This window comes from Streptomyces durhamensis (assembly GCF_000725475.1).
Taxonomy (GTDB): domain Bacteria; phylum Actinomycetota; class Actinomycetes; order Streptomycetales; family Streptomycetaceae; genus Streptomyces; species Streptomyces filipinensis.
Map to the genome: position 1 here is coordinate 184,837 of NZ_JNXR01000006.1, position 13,981 is coordinate 198,817.

Annotated in this window: 16 protein-coding genes; 9 read left to right on the forward strand and 7 right to left on the reverse strand. The window is 73.5% G+C overall.

Going from position 1 to position 13,981, the window contains the following annotated elements; all coding sequences use genetic code 11:
• Positions 1 to 12 precede the first annotated feature (12 nt).
• Entirely contained in the window at positions 13 to 1,266 is a 1,254-nt protein-coding gene (locus tag IO33_RS0110305; protein WP_031162827.1) for an AAA family ATPase, read from the forward strand.
• The gene (locus IO33_RS0110310; RefSeq protein ID WP_031162829.1) at positions 1,263 to 2,504 is read left to right on the forward strand and encodes a vWA domain-containing protein; all 1,242 of its coding nucleotides are present in this window, start codon (positions 1,263 to 1,265) and stop codon (positions 2,502 to 2,504) included. Before IO33_RS0110305 ends, IO33_RS0110310 begins: the two co-directional genes overlap by 4 nt.
• Before the next feature lie 224 nt (positions 2,505 to 2,728).
• On the opposite strand, the gene IO33_RS0110315 is transcribed toward IO33_RS0110310, so the two are convergent.
• Positions 2,729 to 3,847, reverse strand: coding sequence for an ABC-2 transporter permease (locus IO33_RS0110315; protein WP_031162831.1), 1,119 nt, complete (start codon positions 3,845 to 3,847; stop codon positions 2,729 to 2,731).
• A 126-nt stretch (positions 3,848 to 3,973) separates the two neighbouring features.
• Between IO33_RS0110315 and IO33_RS0110320 the strand changes: the two genes are divergently transcribed.
• A complete protein-coding gene (locus IO33_RS0110320) occupies positions 3,974 to 4,372 on the forward strand; it encodes a MarR family winged helix-turn-helix transcriptional regulator (protein WP_245235758.1) in 399 nt (132 codons plus the stop codon).
• A gap of 22 nt (positions 4,373 to 4,394) precedes the next feature.
• Here the strand turns inward: IO33_RS0110320 and IO33_RS0110325 are convergent, their stop codons facing one another.
• Together IO33_RS0110325 and IO33_RS0110330 are read right to left on the reverse strand one after the other, a co-directional pair.
• Positions 4,395 to 5,156 (reverse strand): GNAT family N-acetyltransferase, encoded by a 762-nt coding sequence (locus IO33_RS0110325; RefSeq protein WP_031162839.1) that lies wholly within the window; start codon positions 5,154 to 5,156, stop codon positions 4,395 to 4,397.
• Complete coding sequence (locus IO33_RS0110330; protein WP_031162841.1) at positions 5,153 to 6,076, reverse strand: NADP-dependent oxidoreductase; 924 nt, start codon at positions 6,074 to 6,076, stop codon at positions 5,153 to 5,155. Before IO33_RS0110330 ends, IO33_RS0110325 begins: the two co-directional genes overlap by 4 nt.
• A gap of 169 nt (positions 6,077 to 6,245) precedes the next feature.
• On the opposite strand from IO33_RS0110330, the gene IO33_RS0110335 reads away from it, so the two are divergent.
• From IO33_RS0110335 to IO33_RS0110355, 5 genes are all read left to right on the forward strand, one after another.
• Complete coding sequence (locus tag IO33_RS0110335; RefSeq protein WP_031162843.1) at positions 6,246 to 6,851, forward strand: sulfite oxidase-like oxidoreductase; 606 nt, start codon at positions 6,246 to 6,248, stop codon at positions 6,849 to 6,851.
• 91 nt (positions 6,852 to 6,942) lie between these two features.
• Positions 6,943 to 7,650 carry a ferredoxin reductase gene (locus IO33_RS0110340; protein ID WP_031162845.1) on the forward strand — a complete coding sequence of 236 codons (708 nt, stop codon included), beginning with the start codon at positions 6,943 to 6,945 and terminating at the stop codon, positions 7,648 to 7,650.
• Positions 7,651 to 7,864: 214 nt separating this feature from the next.
• Entirely contained in the window at positions 7,865 to 8,449 is a 585-nt protein-coding gene (locus tag IO33_RS0110345) for an Rv1733c family protein (RefSeq protein WP_031162847.1), read from the forward strand.
• Positions 8,450 to 8,548: 99 nt separating this feature from the next.
• On the forward strand, positions 8,549 to 9,517 hold the full coding sequence (locus tag IO33_RS0110350) for an acetylxylan esterase (RefSeq protein WP_031162850.1): 969 nt from the start codon (positions 8,549 to 8,551) through the stop codon (positions 9,515 to 9,517).
• A 473-nt stretch (positions 9,518 to 9,990) separates the two neighbouring features.
• Complete coding sequence (locus tag IO33_RS0110355; protein WP_031162853.1) at positions 9,991 to 10,734, forward strand: GntR family transcriptional regulator; 744 nt, start codon at positions 9,991 to 9,993, stop codon at positions 10,732 to 10,734.
• Here the strand turns inward: IO33_RS0110355 and IO33_RS0110360 are convergent.
• A complete protein-coding gene (locus IO33_RS0110360) occupies positions 10,704 to 11,456 on the reverse strand; it encodes a class I SAM-dependent methyltransferase (protein ID WP_031162855.1) in 753 nt (250 codons plus the stop codon). The genes IO33_RS0110355 and IO33_RS0110360 overlap by 31 nt on opposite strands.
• 4 nt (positions 11,457 to 11,460) lie before the next feature.
• A complete protein-coding gene (locus tag IO33_RS0110365; protein ID WP_031162858.1) occupies positions 11,461 to 12,024 on the reverse strand; it encodes a PadR family transcriptional regulator in 564 nt (187 codons plus the stop codon).
• 72 nt (positions 12,025 to 12,096) lie between these two features.
• On the opposite strand from IO33_RS0110365, the gene IO33_RS0110370 reads away from it, so the two are divergent.
• On the forward strand, positions 12,097 to 12,522 hold the full coding sequence (locus IO33_RS0110370) for a nuclear transport factor 2 family protein (RefSeq protein ID WP_031162861.1): 426 nt from the start codon (positions 12,097 to 12,099) through the stop codon (positions 12,520 to 12,522).
• Positions 12,523 to 12,525: 3 nt separating this feature from the next.
• Here the strand turns inward: IO33_RS0110370 and IO33_RS0110375 are convergent, their stop codons facing one another.
• Complete coding sequence (locus IO33_RS0110375) at positions 12,526 to 13,383, reverse strand: hypothetical protein (RefSeq protein ID WP_245235746.1); 858 nt, start codon at positions 13,381 to 13,383, stop codon at positions 12,526 to 12,528.
• 117 nt (positions 13,384 to 13,500) lie between these two features.
• Positions 13,501 to 13,938 (reverse strand): nucleoside deaminase, encoded by a 438-nt coding sequence (locus IO33_RS0110380; protein ID WP_031162866.1) that lies wholly within the window; start codon positions 13,936 to 13,938, stop codon positions 13,501 to 13,503.
• Between the last annotated feature and the right edge of the window lie 43 nt (positions 13,939 to 13,981).

The window sequence follows — 13,981 nt, forward strand, 5'->3', positions numbered from 1 at the left end:
GGTGATTCCTTCATGACCTCATACGCCTCCGCCACCCTGGCCGCAGAACGACCGGACATCTCCCAACTGGCCGTGGCCGACGACCTGTTGACCCTGCTCCGGGACACCACCACCGAACCCCGCACCGACATCCAGCTGGAAGCGCTGACCCTGGCCGTGGCCGCCGACCTCCCGGTGCTGCTGTGGGGTGAACCCGGCATCGGCAAGACCGCGGCCCTGAACCAGCTCGCCGCGGCCCTGAACCTGCCCCTGACCACGGTGATCGCGAGTGTGCACGAGCCGTCCGACTTCTCCGGGCTGCCCGTCGTGGGGGACGATCCCGCGGTCCAGGGCGTGCCGATGGCCCCGCCGGACTGGGCGGTACGGCTGGTGCGGGCCGGACGGGGACTGCTGTTCCTGGACGAGCTGTCCACCGCTCCCCCGGCGGTGCAGGCGGCCCTGCTGCGGCTCGTGCTGGAGCGGCGGATCGGTGCCCTGCGGCTGCCGCCCGGGGTGCGGATCGTGGCCGCCGCCAACCCGCGCTCCTCGGCGGCCGACGGCTGGGAACTGAGCCCGCCACTGGCCAACCGGTTCGTGCATTTGCAGTGGACCCACGACCACGACGTCGTCGTACGGGGCCTGGGCGGGACCTGGCCGCGGGCGGCCCTGCCCCGGCTCGACCGCGACCGGCTGCCCGAGGCCGTGGCCTTCGCACGGCGCGCGGTGTGCGCGTTCCTCGTCGCACGGCCCGGGCTCGTCCACCGGCTGCCGGAGGGGGAGAGCCGCCGGGGCGGTGCGTGGCCGTCGCCCCGGAGCTGGGAGGCGACCCTGCGCCTGCTCGCCTTCGCGACCGCCGCCGGATCGCCGCGGGACGTGCTGTCGCTGCTGGTCCGGGGCACCGTGGGGGACGGTCCCGGACTGGAGCTGCTGGCGAGCCTGGACCGGATGGACCTGCCCGACCCCGAGACGCTGCTCGCCGACCCCGCGGGCGCCGAACTGCCCGAGCGCGGTGATCTGCGGCAGGCCGTGCTGGACGGCGTGGTGGACGCGGTCCGCAGACGGCCGGAGCGGGACCGCTGGGACGCCGCCTGGGCGTTGCTGGTGCGGGCGATGGAGACCGGGGCTCCGGACGTGGTGGTCGTACCGGCGACCACGCTGGCCTCGCTGCGCCGGGACGACTGGGACGTGCCGGCGGCGGTCGAGCGGCTCGCCGGGGCGGTGTCGCTGGCCCGGCGGGCCGACGAGGCCGCCCGCCACGCGGCGCGGACCGCCGGGGGCCGCCGATGACGGCCGACGCACCCGCCCGGCTGGATCTCGTCAAGCTCTTCGCCGCGCGGCTGCACGCGGCCCGCGCCCGCCCGTACCTGGCCACCGCCCTGTTCGCGCTGCGGCCGGTGGAGTCACGGGAGGTACCGACGATGGGGGTCGACCGGTACTGGCGGTGCTATGTCTCACCGGTCTTCGTGGACCGCACACCGGTGGCGGAACTGGCCGCGGTGTGGGTGCACGAGGTGGCGCACCTGCTGCGCGACCATCACGGGCGCAGCGAGCGGTACGCCCGCGAGCACGCACTGTCCGGGCCCGCGGAGCGGCTGCGGATGAACATCGCCGCGGACTGCGAGATCAACGACGATGTGTACGGCGACGGTCTGGTGCGGCCCGAGGACGCCGTGACACCTCAGCGGGTAGGGCTGCCGCCGGGCTGGTTGATGGAGGACTACCTGCCCGGCTTCCGGCTCGGGCCCCGACTGGAACGGCTGGCCTGGCTGGACTGCGGCAGCGGCGCCGACGGGCTGGACCGGGCGTGGGAGCTGGGGCCGGACGGCGCGCACGGGCTGAGCGAACAGGAGCGGGACGCGGTCCGGTTCCGGGTGGCGCAGGGCATCAAGGGCGACCCGGGCAACGCGCCGCGGGGCTGGCGGCGGTGGGCGGAGGAGGTGTTCCATCCACCGCAGCCGTGGCGTCAGTTGCTGGGCTCGGCACTGCGCTCGGCGGTTTCCGGACCGGGAGCGGGCGAGGACTACCACTACGGCCGGCCGGCGCGGCGTTCGGCCGGGCTTCCCCGGGTCGTCCTGCCGAGTCTGCGGCGCAGGCCGCCACGGGTGTGCGTGGTCGTCGACACCTCGGGGTCGGTCAGCGACGCCGAACTGGGCAGCGCGCTGCTGGAGGTGGCCGCGATCTGCCGGGCCGTGGGCGGTCGGCGGGACCTGGTCTCCGTGCTGTCCTGCGATGCCGCGGCCCAGACCGTGCAGCCGCTGTGCCGGGCGGAGGGCATCGAGCTGGTGGGCGGCGGCGGGACGGATCTGCGCACCGGATTCGCCCGGGCACTGCGGACGCGTCCCGACGTGGTGGTGGTCCTCACCGACGGGCAGACGCCATGGCCCGCGGCGCGGCCGTCCTGCCGGACGGTGGTGGGCCTGTTCCCCCGCACCGGCGGCTCGTACGACGAGGACGACCCGGACTACCGGCCGGACATGCCACCGGCCTGGGCCCGGGTGGTGACGATCGGGTCGGCGCGCCCCTGAAGGGCGGTGGCGCCGGAGCGACCGGCAAGACTCGCGAGGGACCGCTGGCGCCAGACAGCCAGCGGCGCACGGGGCGCCGGTGGCGACACGGCAACCGGCGCAGTCCGAAAGGCCGGCGGCGGGGTGGGGCCGGCGAGGGAGGGACGGCAGGCGCCCTGGAAATCCGGCAGGGAACCCCGCCCGGTGCTGGGCGGTGTGCTCCCTGTCCCCCGGTCGGCACCGGGTCAGACGCCGACCGTCTCCTCGACCTCTTCCTCGGCCTCCTCCTCGGCCGCCCGCGCCGCCGGCCGCGGGGCCGCCGCCGGGGCGGGCACCGTCGCGGCCCCGACCTCGGTCACAGCCTCGGCCTCGGCCGCCGGGGCGGTGTGGCCGGCGGCGTGCCGGGCCTTGCGAGGGCGCTCGTACAGGGCCGCGATCCCGGTCACCACCAGGCCCGCCAGCAACCAGGCCACGAGGGTCCACGCACTGCGGGACAGACCGTCGTCGCCGAAGTACAGCAGGCTGCGCACGCCCTCGACGAAGCCGGCGCCGTTCCAGAAGGCGTGCAGGGTGCCGAAGAAGCCGTTCTGCAGTTCAGGCCGGAACAACCCGCCGGAACTGGTGAAGTTGAGCATCACGAACAGCACCATCATCGTCAGCGTGGTCCATCGCTTCAGGAAGGTGTGCAGGCCGAGGCCGACGAAGAGGATGCCGGCGGAGTACAGCCAGGCCATGCCCCACACGCCCGCGAGGTCGTGGTGCGCGAGGTGGAACACCGGTCCGGCGAGCAGCGCGCCGATCCCGCTGACCGCGGCGGAGACCCCGAGCGTGAGCAGCGCACGCGCCCGCATGGGCAGGGCCGCGCCCGCGGCACCGAGGGCGGCGACGGAGGCGTAGGAGCCGATACTGAGGGCGATCAGCAGGAAGAACAGGCCCTGGCCGGTGGGGTCGTCGGCGACGGGCTCGGCCACGTCGGTGACCTTCAGCGGCACGCCCTGCTTGGCGGCGACCGGGGTGAAGACCTTCTCGACGGCCGTCGCGCCCATGTCGGAGGCCGCGCTCGCCACGAGCAGCTCGGGCGCCTTGGGGCTCGGCACATAGGCGCCGGTCACCGTGCGGGACTTCAGCAGGCCGACGGCGTCGGCGCGGGTGGCGACCGTGCGGACGTCGAGCTTGTCCCCGGCGGTGTCCTTGACCGTCTGGGCGAAGACCTTGGCCTGCGGGGCGGTGCCGACGACGGCGACGGGCAGGTGGTGCGGCTCGGGGGTGACGAAGGCCCCCATGTATGCGAGCCCCATGCCTATGCACATCAGCAGCGGGGTGATCAGGTGCGTCAGCACATGGCGCAGCGCCGGTGACCTCATCGCGGCGACCTCCCAAATGGTTGGCTTATACAACTCTCGGATCAAGTTGTACTATACAACTAGAACGCCGGAGGAGGTATTCCCGTGAGCGCAGCGGAGTCGGCCGTCGAGACGATCCAGCGCGAGATGACCATCTTCGCCCGCCGGGCGCGTGCCTCGGCGGGCCGTATGCACCCCGAGCTGTCCCTGGTGTCGTACACCCTGCTCGGCCATCTGGAGGAGCAGAGCGGCTGCCGGGCGACCGACCTGGCGGCGCACTACGCGCTGGACAAGTCCACGGTCAGCCGCCAGGTCGCCGCGCTGGAGCAGGCGGGGCTGATCGAACGCCGCCTGGCCCCGGAGGACCACCGGGTCCAGGTGCTGCATCTGACGGAGGCCGGCCGGGAGATCCTCGCCCAGGTCACCCGCAGTCGCCGGGCCGCGTTCCGCGAACGGCTCGCCGACTGGCCGGCGGAGGACCTGGTGCGCTTCGCGGCCTACCTGGAGCGGTACAACGCGGACCCGGGCGACAGGGGGTCCGGCTGAGCCCCGTCGTGTCCTGCGGCGCTCAGGCCACCGGCACCGCGGTCGGCTCGTCCGCAGGCCGCTGCGGGGCGCGGGCCGCGAGGAACGCGGTACGACGGCGCAGCCGGAAGCCCAGGGACTCGTACAGCCGGATCGCGCCCGTGTTCCCGGCGCTCGTGTGCAGGAACGGCGTCTCGCCGCGCTCCCGGATGCCGTGCGCGACCGCGAGGATCAGCCGGGTGGCGAGGCCCTCGCCGCGGACGGCGGGATCGGTGCAGACCGCGCTGATCTCGGTCCAGCCCGGCGGGTGCAGCCGCTCCCCCGCCATGGCGACCAGCGCGCCGCCCCGGCGGATGCCGAGGTAGGTGCCGAGTTCGACGGTGCGCGGCAGGAACGGTCCGGGGCGGGTACGGGCCACGAGGTCGAGCATCTCCGGCACGTCCGCCGGGCCGAGGCGGACCGCCTCCGCGTCCGGCGCGGCGGCCAGGCCGTCGTCCACGAACTGCACGCCGTCGATCCGGAAGGTGATCTCCCAGCCGTCCGGCAGTTCGCCGCGGTAGCCCGGCAGCGGGATCTCCGCGCCGGGGCCGGCGAGCGCGGCCAGGTCGGCCCAGTCCCGCGCGTCCGGCGTATCGGGCAGCGCCAGCCACGGGGAGACGTCGACCGGGTAGCGCAGCACCCGGCCCCGCCGCTCGGCGAAGTGGGCGTGCGGGCCGGTCAGCGAGGTCAGGGCCGGGTTGTCGAGGACGTGCGGGGCTGCGGCGGCGCTCCGGTCGCCGACGCCCGCGCCGACGGTGACGCTCACGCGGCCACCTCGATCACGATCTTGCCGAGGACGTGCCCTTCCTCGACGGCGCGCAGCGCCGCACCGGCCTCCTCAAGCGGGAGGACGCGGGTGACGTGCGGCTCCAGGTCACCGCGTACGACGAGCCCGGCGACCGCCTCCAGCACGGCCGCGGTGCGGGCCCGCTGGACCCGGGTACCACCCAGGGCGGTGACGGCATCGAGCGGTGCGGCGGCGCTGACCAGCCTGCTCCGGTCCTTCAGCAGTTCGGCGGCCTCGGCGAGCGCCTGGCCCCCCACCAGGTCGTACACCGCGTGGATCCCGTCGGGCGTGGCGGCCCGCACCCGCTCGGCCAGGCCGGGCCCGGAGGACACGTGCACGGCGCCCAACGCCTCCACGAAGTCCTTCTTGCCCTCGCTCGCCACGCCCACGACCCGCAGTCCGACGGCGCGGGCGATCTGCACGGTGGCACTGCCGACCCCGCCGCCCGCGCCCGTCACCAGCAGGGTGGCCCCGCGGGGCAGGGCGAGCTGGCGGACGCCGTCGTAGGCGGTGGCCGCGGCGACCGGGAGGGTGGCGGCGTCACGGAAGGACAGCGCGGCCGGCTTGCGGGCGGTCACGTCGGCGGCCAGCAGGGCGTACTCCGCGTAGGCACCGCCGGCGGTACTGCCGAACACCTCGTCGCCGACGGCGAAGCCGGTGACTCCCGCGCCGAGCTCCGCCACGACACCGGCGGCCTCACTGCCGAGAACCGCGGGAAAGACGCGCTCGGGGTCGCCGGGACGGCGGAAGCCCTCGCGCAGCTTCCAGTCGACGGGGTTGACTCCCGCCGCACGGACCGCGATCAGGATCTGGCCGGGACCCGGGCGCGGCCGGTCCAGGTCGGCCAGCGCCTCGGTCCCGGGTCCGCCGTCCCGCGTGTGCACATACGCCTTGGGCATGCTCTTCCTCGCTTCGCTCGCGCTGTCACCGGTGAACCGGTGCCGGCACCGAGCCCAAGGCGCAAACGTCGCGGGGCTATTCCCCCGGCCCGGAAGAGTTCACACGGGCGCAATGATCCGGGCGATGACCAGGGCCGGAGCACCCGGAACGACAGCGTACGGTTGAAGGATGAACGTTACGCGAGGCTTCACGGGCCGTCCGCGCGTCCACAACCCCGGGCTGCCGCCGGGACAGTACGACGCGGGTGCGGACTGGCCCGTCCTGTCCGCCGAGGTCACCCCCGACCTCGCGCCGGCCGACTGGTCCTTCCGCATCGACGGCCTGGTCGAGCGGCCGTACACCTGGGACTGGGACGCGGCGCACGCGCTGCCGGCCTCGGCGTACGACGGTGACATCCACTGTGTGACCGGCTGGTCGAAGTTCGGCGTGCGGTTCGGCGGTGTCTCGCTGGACGCGTTCTTCGCTGTGGTGCGGCCCCATGTGTCCGCCACCCATGTGCTCGCTCGCTCCCACACCGGCTACACCGCCAACCTGCCGCTCGCCGACCTCACCGGCGGCCAGGCCTGGATCGTCTGGGAGTACGACGGCGCGCCGCTGCCGTCCGAACACGGCGGCCCGGCTCGGCTGCTGGTGCCCCACCGCTATTTCTGGAAGAGCGCCAAGTGGATCGCGGGCCTCACGCTTCTCGACCACGACGAGCCCGGGTTCTGGGAGCGCAACGGCTACCACGAGCGCGGCAACCCCTGGGAGGAGCAGCGGTACTCCGGTGACTGAGGCGCTGACGACACACCCGAGCAGCCCGGCCGGGGCCTCCCCCGCCCCCGGTGCGGACGTTCCCGCGAGGCGGTTCGCGGTCCCCGGCCGCATCGCCGTGAGCGAGCAGGCGGCGGCGGTGTGGCAGACGGCCACACTGACGGAGATCCGGCGTGAGACGCCGCAGGCGGCCACCTTCCGGCTGGCGGTACCGGACTGGGCGGGGCATCTGCCGGGCCAGCACCTGATGCTGCGGCTGACCGCGCCGGACGGATATGTGGCGCAGCGCCACTACTCGATCGCCTCCGCGCCGGACGATTCCGGGCACATCGAGCTGACCCTGGACCATGTGCCGGACGGCGAGGTCTCCGGCTGGTTCCACACGGTCGCCCGGCCCGGCGACACGGTCGAGCTGCGCGGACCGCTGAGCGGGTTCTTCGCCTGGCCCGGTGACCGGCCCGCGCTGTTGCTCGGGGCCGGCTCCGGGATCGTCCCGCTGATGTCGATGGTGCGGCACCACCGGCGGTGCGGCCTCACCGTGCCGCTGCGCATGCTGGCCTCCGCGCGCAGCCCCGAGGAGCTGATCTACGCCTCGGAGCTGGGCGCGGAGACGACACCCGTGTTCACCCGCAGTGCTCCGGAGGGGGTACCGGTGGGACGTATGGCGGCCGCACATGTGGCGCCGCTCCTGGCCCAGCAGCCTCCTGGTGGGTGGGAGGCCTATGTCTGCGGGTCCAACGCGTTTGCCGAGCACGCGTCCCGGCTGCTGGTCGCGGCGGGCCAGCCGGTGGACCGGATCCGCATCGAACGCTTCGGCTGATCCGGGGCGCGCACCACCGTCGGTCGCGCGAACGCGGGGCGCACTGCGCGTTCCGTGCTCCAGGCGGACTGGAACTCGCGGTTCGCGGTGTGAGCGAGGTGCTCCGTACGGGGTACGAGACGGGTGTGGGCGCTCGTGTACGTGAGCGGCGGGGGTGACGGACTCGGGGAGCGGTTCGTCGGCTCTCCGGCTCCGAGGGAGCGAGGAGGTGGACATGCGTACCCGGGTGCATGGCTGGCGCTGGCGGCGCAATCCGCTGCGGCGCAGCTCGGATGTCGTGGAAGCGTGGACGGTGCTGATCGTGGCCGTCCTGCTGTTCGTCGTCGCGCCGCTCGTCGGCGCCGCCGCGGGCCTGCGCGCGCACGGTGAGGCCCGGACCCTCGCGGCCGCGCAGCGGGCCGAGCGCCACCTGGTCCGCGCGCGGGTGATCGGCGACCCGCCCGAGCGGCTCTCCGCCGTGCAGGGCGACCGCGAACACCCGTACCGCGCCGAGGTCCGCTGGACCGAGCCCGGCAAGGGGGCCCGGACGGCGTGGGCCAGGGTGCCGGCGGGGACCCGGACCGGGGACACGGTGTCCGTGTGGTTCGACGCCAGGGGCCGCAATGTCGCACCGCCCGCGGGCGACGCGGCGGTCTGGCAGCACGCGGTGACCGTCGGGGTGTGCGCGGCGGGCGGTGCGGCGGCCGTCGTCCTCCTCGGGCACGCCGTCGAGCGCCGGATCGCGCTGCGCCACCGGCTGGCGGAATGGGAACGGGAGTGGGCGTGGACCGGTCCGCGGTGGACCCAGCCACGGACGTGACGGCGATCCGGCCGCCGGGGGAGCGAAGGCTTACTGGTCAGCCCACGGCCACGCCCGTACGGTGAGCAGACGCTGATTCCTTCACAAAGGCGGTTGTCGATGGCCCTGTTCGACCTTCCCCTGGACGAACTCCGCACGCACCGCAGCGAGTCCACCGAGCCCGAGGACTTCGAGGCCTTCTGGGACAAGACGCTTGAGGAGGCGCGCGAGCACGAGCTGGACGCCCGCTTCGAGCCGGTGGACAGCGGGCTGTCGACGGTCCGGGTGTACGACGTGACGTTCGCCGGGTTCGACGGACACCCGGTCAAGGGCTGGCTGCGGCTGCCGGCCGGCGCGACCGAGCCCCTGCCGGTGGTCGTGGAGTTCATCGGCTACGGCGGCGGGCGCGGGCTGCCGCACGAGAACCTGCTCTGGGCGTCGACGGGCCGCGCGCACTTCGTGATGGACACGCGCGGTCAGGGCAGCGCGTGGGGGGCGGGGGGCGGCACCGCGGACCCGGTGGGCGCGGCACCGGCCTACCCCGGCTTCATGACGCGGGGCATCGACGCACCCGAGAACTACTACTACCGCCGGGTGTACACGGACGCCGTGCGCGCCGTCGAGGCGGCCCGCTCCCACCCGCTGACCGACGCGGCGCGCACCGTGGTGCTCGGCGCCAGTCAGGGCGGCGGCATCTCCCTGGCCGTCGGCGGCCTGGTCCCGGACCTGGTCGCGGTCGCCCCGGACGTGCCGTTCCTGTGCGACTTCCCGCGTGCGACGGTACTGACGGACCGTCACCCGTACCGGGAGATCGGCCTGTTCCTCAAGACGCACCGCGGCCGCTCGACCGAGGTGCAACGCACGCTGTCGTACTTCGACGGCGTGCACTTCGCGGCCCGGGGCCGGGCGCCGGCGCTGTTCTCGGCGGCACTGGAGGACCAGACCTGTCCGCCGTCGACGGTGTTCGCCGCGTTCAACGCCTGGGCGCACGAGGACAAGGCGATCGAGGTCTACGACTTCAACGATCACGAGGGCGGCGGCCCCTTCCACGAGGCGGAGAAGGTGCGCTGGCTGCGGTCGTACACCTGAGGCCGCGGGCCCCGGCCGGGCCCTTCCCTCCGGTCCGACCCGTCGGTATGCTCTGGCCACCCGGGTCGCAGCGCCGCGACCCGGGTTTTGCTGCTCGTGCGGCGGCTCGCCGGTGGCGGCTTCGAGGCGCGACCGGGATCGGGCCGGTTCCGTGGCCGATCGGCGCCAGGCGCGTGCGGCCCGAACCCGCCGGCTTTCGGTCATGACGGGTTCGGCGGCTCCTCTAAGCCCCCGACCCACAGACGGGCGCGCCACGGGGCACGTGAGGGACCGGATGGCTCCGGGCATCGCCGGCGGCTCGCGGAAGACGGCACCGATCGGCGCCACGGACAGCGCTCCGCGACGGCGGGACGGCCTGGGTGGGTTTCGGCCGAACCGGCGGACCGCTCTTCCCTTGTGGTTTAGACCAATGCTAATTGTGGTCGCGCACCGAGTCCGCACGACTACGTCTTGTCACAACAGGAGGGCGCGGCATGGCCCGCACCACCCCGCACGAACCCGCCCAGAACGACGACCTGCCCCTGTACGGGCGGATCGCGGCGCTGCTGCTCGACGAACTGCGCGACGGCACCATTCCGCCGGGCGAACGACTGCCGGGCGAACGACACCTGGCCGCCCACTTCCAGGTCAGCCGGGAGACCGTCCGGCAGGCACTGGAGATGCTGCGGCGCAGCGGTCTGGTCGCCACCGACCGGCGGGGCAGCCATGCCGCGCTGCCCGCCCGGCCGGTCGAGGCACAGGGAACGCCCGCCTTTCCGCTGGGCGCCCGCTCGGCGGACCCGTCCGCGGTCGACCGGGCCACGGTGACCTGGGAGACACCCCCGCCGGAACACGCGCGGGCGCTGGGCCTGGCACCGCACCGGCCGACACTGGTGCACCGCTACCGGTCGGCCACGCCGGACGGCCGCTCGCTGCGCACGGCGGTGACGTCGTTCTCGGCGGTGGCGCTCGCGGAGGTCACCGAGCTGGCCCGCTACCGCGGCCGGGCCGACGGTGCCACCCCCGCGCATCTGCGGTGCGCCTACGACTGGATGCGCAAGGCGGGTCTGTCCCTGCACCACCGCGATTCCATCAGCCAGGTCGACGGCGCCTCCTCGGTGCGGGTGACCCGGCGCGTGCACGACCAGTACGCCCGGCCGCTGGAGATCACCGACCTGGTCGTGAACGCCGAACGCGACACCCTGGTCTACGAGTTCACGCTGCCCGCGGCGGGCTGAGTCCGCCGGGCCTCGACCAGCCGGGCCCGTGGGCTGCCGTCGCCGCGCCGTCCGAACCCGGCAAGCGCGTGCAGCTCGACGGCGAACCCGGCCCGGCCCAGCTCGCCGAGCACGTCACCGAGCCGGAAGGCCCGGTAGTACATGACGAACGGTGGCCGCCACAGCGCGTTGCGCACCCGCATCACCGCGTCGAAGCCGAGCAGCGCCCAGAAGCCGGGCTGTGCCGGGCGGGGCGGGGCGAGCACCGGGAAGGCGAACCGGCCGCCGGGCCGCAGAACGGAGTGGACCTCGGCGAACAGCCCGGGCAGCTCCCGCGGCAGGAAGTGACCGAACGCCCCGAAGGACACCACGAGATCGAAGGCGGCCCGGAACGGCAGGGCACGGGCGTCGCCGCGCACCCAGGCGACCCCGGGCCCGCCGGCGGGCCGCGCCCGGCGCCGGGCGACGTCGAGCATGCCCGCGCTGAAGTCGACACCGGTGACACTCCGGCGGCACAGCCCGGTCAGCGCTTCGACGCCCGCCCCGGTACCGCAGCACAGGTCGAGTCCGTCCTCGAACGGGCCGAGCGGGGCCAGCGCCTTCGCCACCGACTCCAGCACCTGGTCGGGTGTCCGGAAGGGGGTGTGGTCGAACTTGGGGGCGAGCAGGTCGTAGCCGTGCTCGACGGACGACAGTGCCTGCACGGCCAGTTCACGCAGCCGGGGGCCTTCAGGACCGAACATCTGCTCAGCCTAGGGCCACCCGCTCGGCCAGGACCACGAGGACCCGGTCGCACCAGCGCAGGTTCTCCTCCTCGAAGGCGATCCCGGCCATGAGGGTGAGGTAGGGGCCGACGCGCTCGGCGTCGCGGAGGTACTCGTCCTCGGTGCGGCCGCCGAGGAGGCGGGCCTGCACCCGCCGGTAGCGGTCGAGCTTTCCGCGGGACCACCCCCTGCGCTCCTCGACCAGCGCACGGGTGGTCTCGGGGTCGCCGCCATCCATCGCCTGGATCTTGATGAGGAGTTCGTCGCGGACGGCGGTGGGCCGCTTCGGCGGCTCGGCGGCGAACGCGCCCAGCTCCGCACGGCCCGCCTCGGTGAGCGTGAACATCCGCTTGTTCGGCCGCCGCTCCTGCTGCACCGTCCGGGCCTGGACCAGCCCGTCCTGGGCCAGGCGCTCCAGCTCCCGGTAGAGCTGCTGCGGTGTGGCGGGCCAGAAGTTGGCGAGCGAGACGTCGAACGACTTCGACAGCTCGTAGCCCGATGCCTCGCCCTCCAGCAGGGCGGCCAGGACGGCGTACTTGAGCGACATATGGACAGGCTAGCAGTCGTTGATTAATCTCATCCGCACCTATTCAACAAATTGACTATGCGAGGTGGTCCGATGCGCGCGTTCCGCGAGGCGGTGGAGGCCGGGGACATGGAGGCCGTCGAGGCGCTGCTGGCCGAGGACGTCGTCTTCACCAGTCCGGTCGTCTTCAAGCCGTACCCGGGCAAGGCGATCACCGCGGCGATCCTGCGCGCGGTCTCCCAGGTGTTCCAGGACTTCCGGTACGTCCGCGAGATCGGCGACGCGGCCGGCGCAGACCAGGCGCTGGTCTTCACGGCCCGCGTCGGCGACCGCGAGCTGACCGGCTGCGACTTCCTGCACGTGAACGAGGAAGGCCTGATCGACGACTTCATGGTCATGGTCCGTCCGCTGTCCGGCGCCCAGGCCCTCGCCGAGGCCATGGGCGCGCGGTTCGACCAGATCGTCAAGGAGGCGCAGGCACGGTCGGCACAGAGCCGGCCCGGCGACGCGCGGGGCTGAGGGTCAGCCCCGCAGCCGGCCCAGCGTGGACTTCGCGTCCTGCTTCAGCCAGCCGTCGACCTGGCTGAGCGAGGGCGGGTTCTTGTCCTGGTCGTAGGAGGAGAGGTAGACGCTGTAGCTCATCGTGTAGGTCACCGAGCCGTCGCGGACGGCGAGCGTGGCGTAGCGTGAGCCGCTGCTGGAGGAGCCGCTCGTGGTGTCCTGGCTGACGAGGTAGGCCTCGTCGCCGATGCCGCTGACCGTGGAGACGTCGTAACCGGTGTGGCTGTCGCCGTAGTTCTTCCACGTGGCCGTGAACTCGGGCCCCGGGTCGGTCTTCTTGTGCAGGTCCAGCTGCATGGACAGATAGGCGTCGGCGTACGACGAGCCGGTCTTCTTCAGGCCGAGGCTGCAGTAGCTCTCGTCCAGCGCCGGGTTCTTGAGCGAGGTCTTGGCCGGCGAGGAGTCGCCCTCGGGATACTCGCCCTTGAAGGAGGAGTAGTCGGCGCTGGAGCACATGTCAGAGGGCGCCGAGTAGCCCCGCAGGTCCGCGCTGTCGCCCTTGCCGCCGACGAGGAGAACACCGGCCGCCCAGGCGGCGGAGGCGACGACCGCGCCGACCGCTGCCCAGAGCACCGCCTTGCCGGCCCCGCCGCCACCGGACGCGGGCACGGGCGCCGCGGGACCGAACTGGGCGGCCTGGGCATAGGGATTCCCCGGCTGACCGAACTGGCCGGGCAGCGGCTGGACGGCGGGCTGGCCGATCACCGTGGGCTGCGCGTAGAACGGGCCCGGCTGCGGGGACTGCGGTGTCGGGTAGGGGTAGGCCGTCGGCTGCGGCGGGACCGCCGGCTGCTGCGGGGGCTGTGGTGGCGTGGACATGTCCTGAACATAGTCGACGGTTGGCGGTGAAGTCCCTTGACGTCCTGGATCGTTACGGTCTGGGGATATCTGGACTGGCCTGCCTGGCCTGCCTGGCCTGCAGGTGACGAGCCGGTGTCAGTGTGGCCGGTGGTAGGTGTCGAGAGGGACGCGTGCCTCGTCGAACAGGGCCGGGCCGTCCTGTGCCACCGTGGGCCAGTCGCCCGACTGTGGGTTGAGCGCGACGAGTTGCTCGGTGGAGAGAGCGTAGACGACCCGGCCGATGCCGGAGCGGACGATGCCGCCGGCACACATGCCGCATGGCTGGCAGCTGGTGTACAGGGTGGTGTGCGCGGCCGTGTCCGGGGTGAGTTCACGGGCAGCCCAGCGGGCGAGCTTCAGTTCCGGGTGGGCGGTGATGTCGTCGTCGCGCCGTACCGTGTTGTGGGCCTCGGCGAGGATCGCGCCGTCGGGGCCGGCCAGCAGGGAACCGTACGGTGCGTCGCCCAGGGTGACCGCACGGGCCGCGATGGCGATGGCGCGCCGCAGGAGGCTCTCGTCGGCACTGTTGATCATGATGGGTCCTCGAAGTCCGTTACGCTGACGCCACGTTGCATGC

Bases quoted from the DNA above. Each gene is read 5' to 3' on its own strand.
- IO33_RS0110305 (WP_031162827.1), top strand. From the start codon at position 13: ATGACCTCATACGCCTCCGCCACCCTGGCCGCAGAACGACCGGACATC.
- IO33_RS0110310 (WP_031162829.1), top strand. From the start codon at position 1,263: ATGACGGCCGACGCACCCGCCCGGCTGGATCTCGTCAAGCTCTTCGCC.
- IO33_RS0110315 (WP_031162831.1), bottom strand. From the start codon at position 3,847: ATGAGGTCACCGGCGCTGCGCCATGTGCTGACGCACCTGATCACCCCG.
- IO33_RS0110320 (WP_245235758.1), top strand. From the start codon at position 3,974: ATGACCATCTTCGCCCGCCGGGCGCGTGCCTCGGCGGGCCGTATGCAC.
- IO33_RS0110330 (WP_031162841.1), bottom strand. From the start codon at position 6,076: ATGCCCAAGGCGTATGTGCACACGCGGGACGGCGGACCCGGGACCGAG.
- IO33_RS0110335 (WP_031162843.1), top strand. From the start codon at position 6,246: ATGAACGTTACGCGAGGCTTCACGGGCCGTCCGCGCGTCCACAACCCC.
- IO33_RS0110345 (WP_031162847.1), top strand. From the start codon at position 7,865: ATGCGTACCCGGGTGCATGGCTGGCGCTGGCGGCGCAATCCGCTGCGG.
- IO33_RS0110350 (WP_031162850.1), top strand. From the start codon at position 8,549: ATGGCCCTGTTCGACCTTCCCCTGGACGAACTCCGCACGCACCGCAGC.
- IO33_RS0110355 (WP_031162853.1), top strand. From the start codon at position 9,991: ATGGCCCGCACCACCCCGCACGAACCCGCCCAGAACGACGACCTGCCC.
- IO33_RS0110360 (WP_031162855.1), bottom strand. From the start codon at position 11,456: ATGTTCGGTCCTGAAGGCCCCCGGCTGCGTGAACTGGCCGTGCAGGCA.
- IO33_RS0110365 (WP_031162858.1), bottom strand. From the start codon at position 12,024: ATGTCGCTCAAGTACGCCGTCCTGGCCGCCCTGCTGGAGGGCGAGGCA.
- IO33_RS0110370 (WP_031162861.1), top strand. From the start codon at position 12,097: ATGCGCGCGTTCCGCGAGGCGGTGGAGGCCGGGGACATGGAGGCCGTC.
- IO33_RS0110375 (WP_245235746.1), bottom strand. From the start codon at position 13,383: ATGTCCACGCCACCACAGCCCCCGCAGCAGCCGGCGGTCCCGCCGCAG.
- IO33_RS0110380 (WP_031162866.1), bottom strand. From the start codon at position 13,938: ATGATCAACAGTGCCGACGAGAGCCTCCTGCGGCGCGCCATCGCCATC.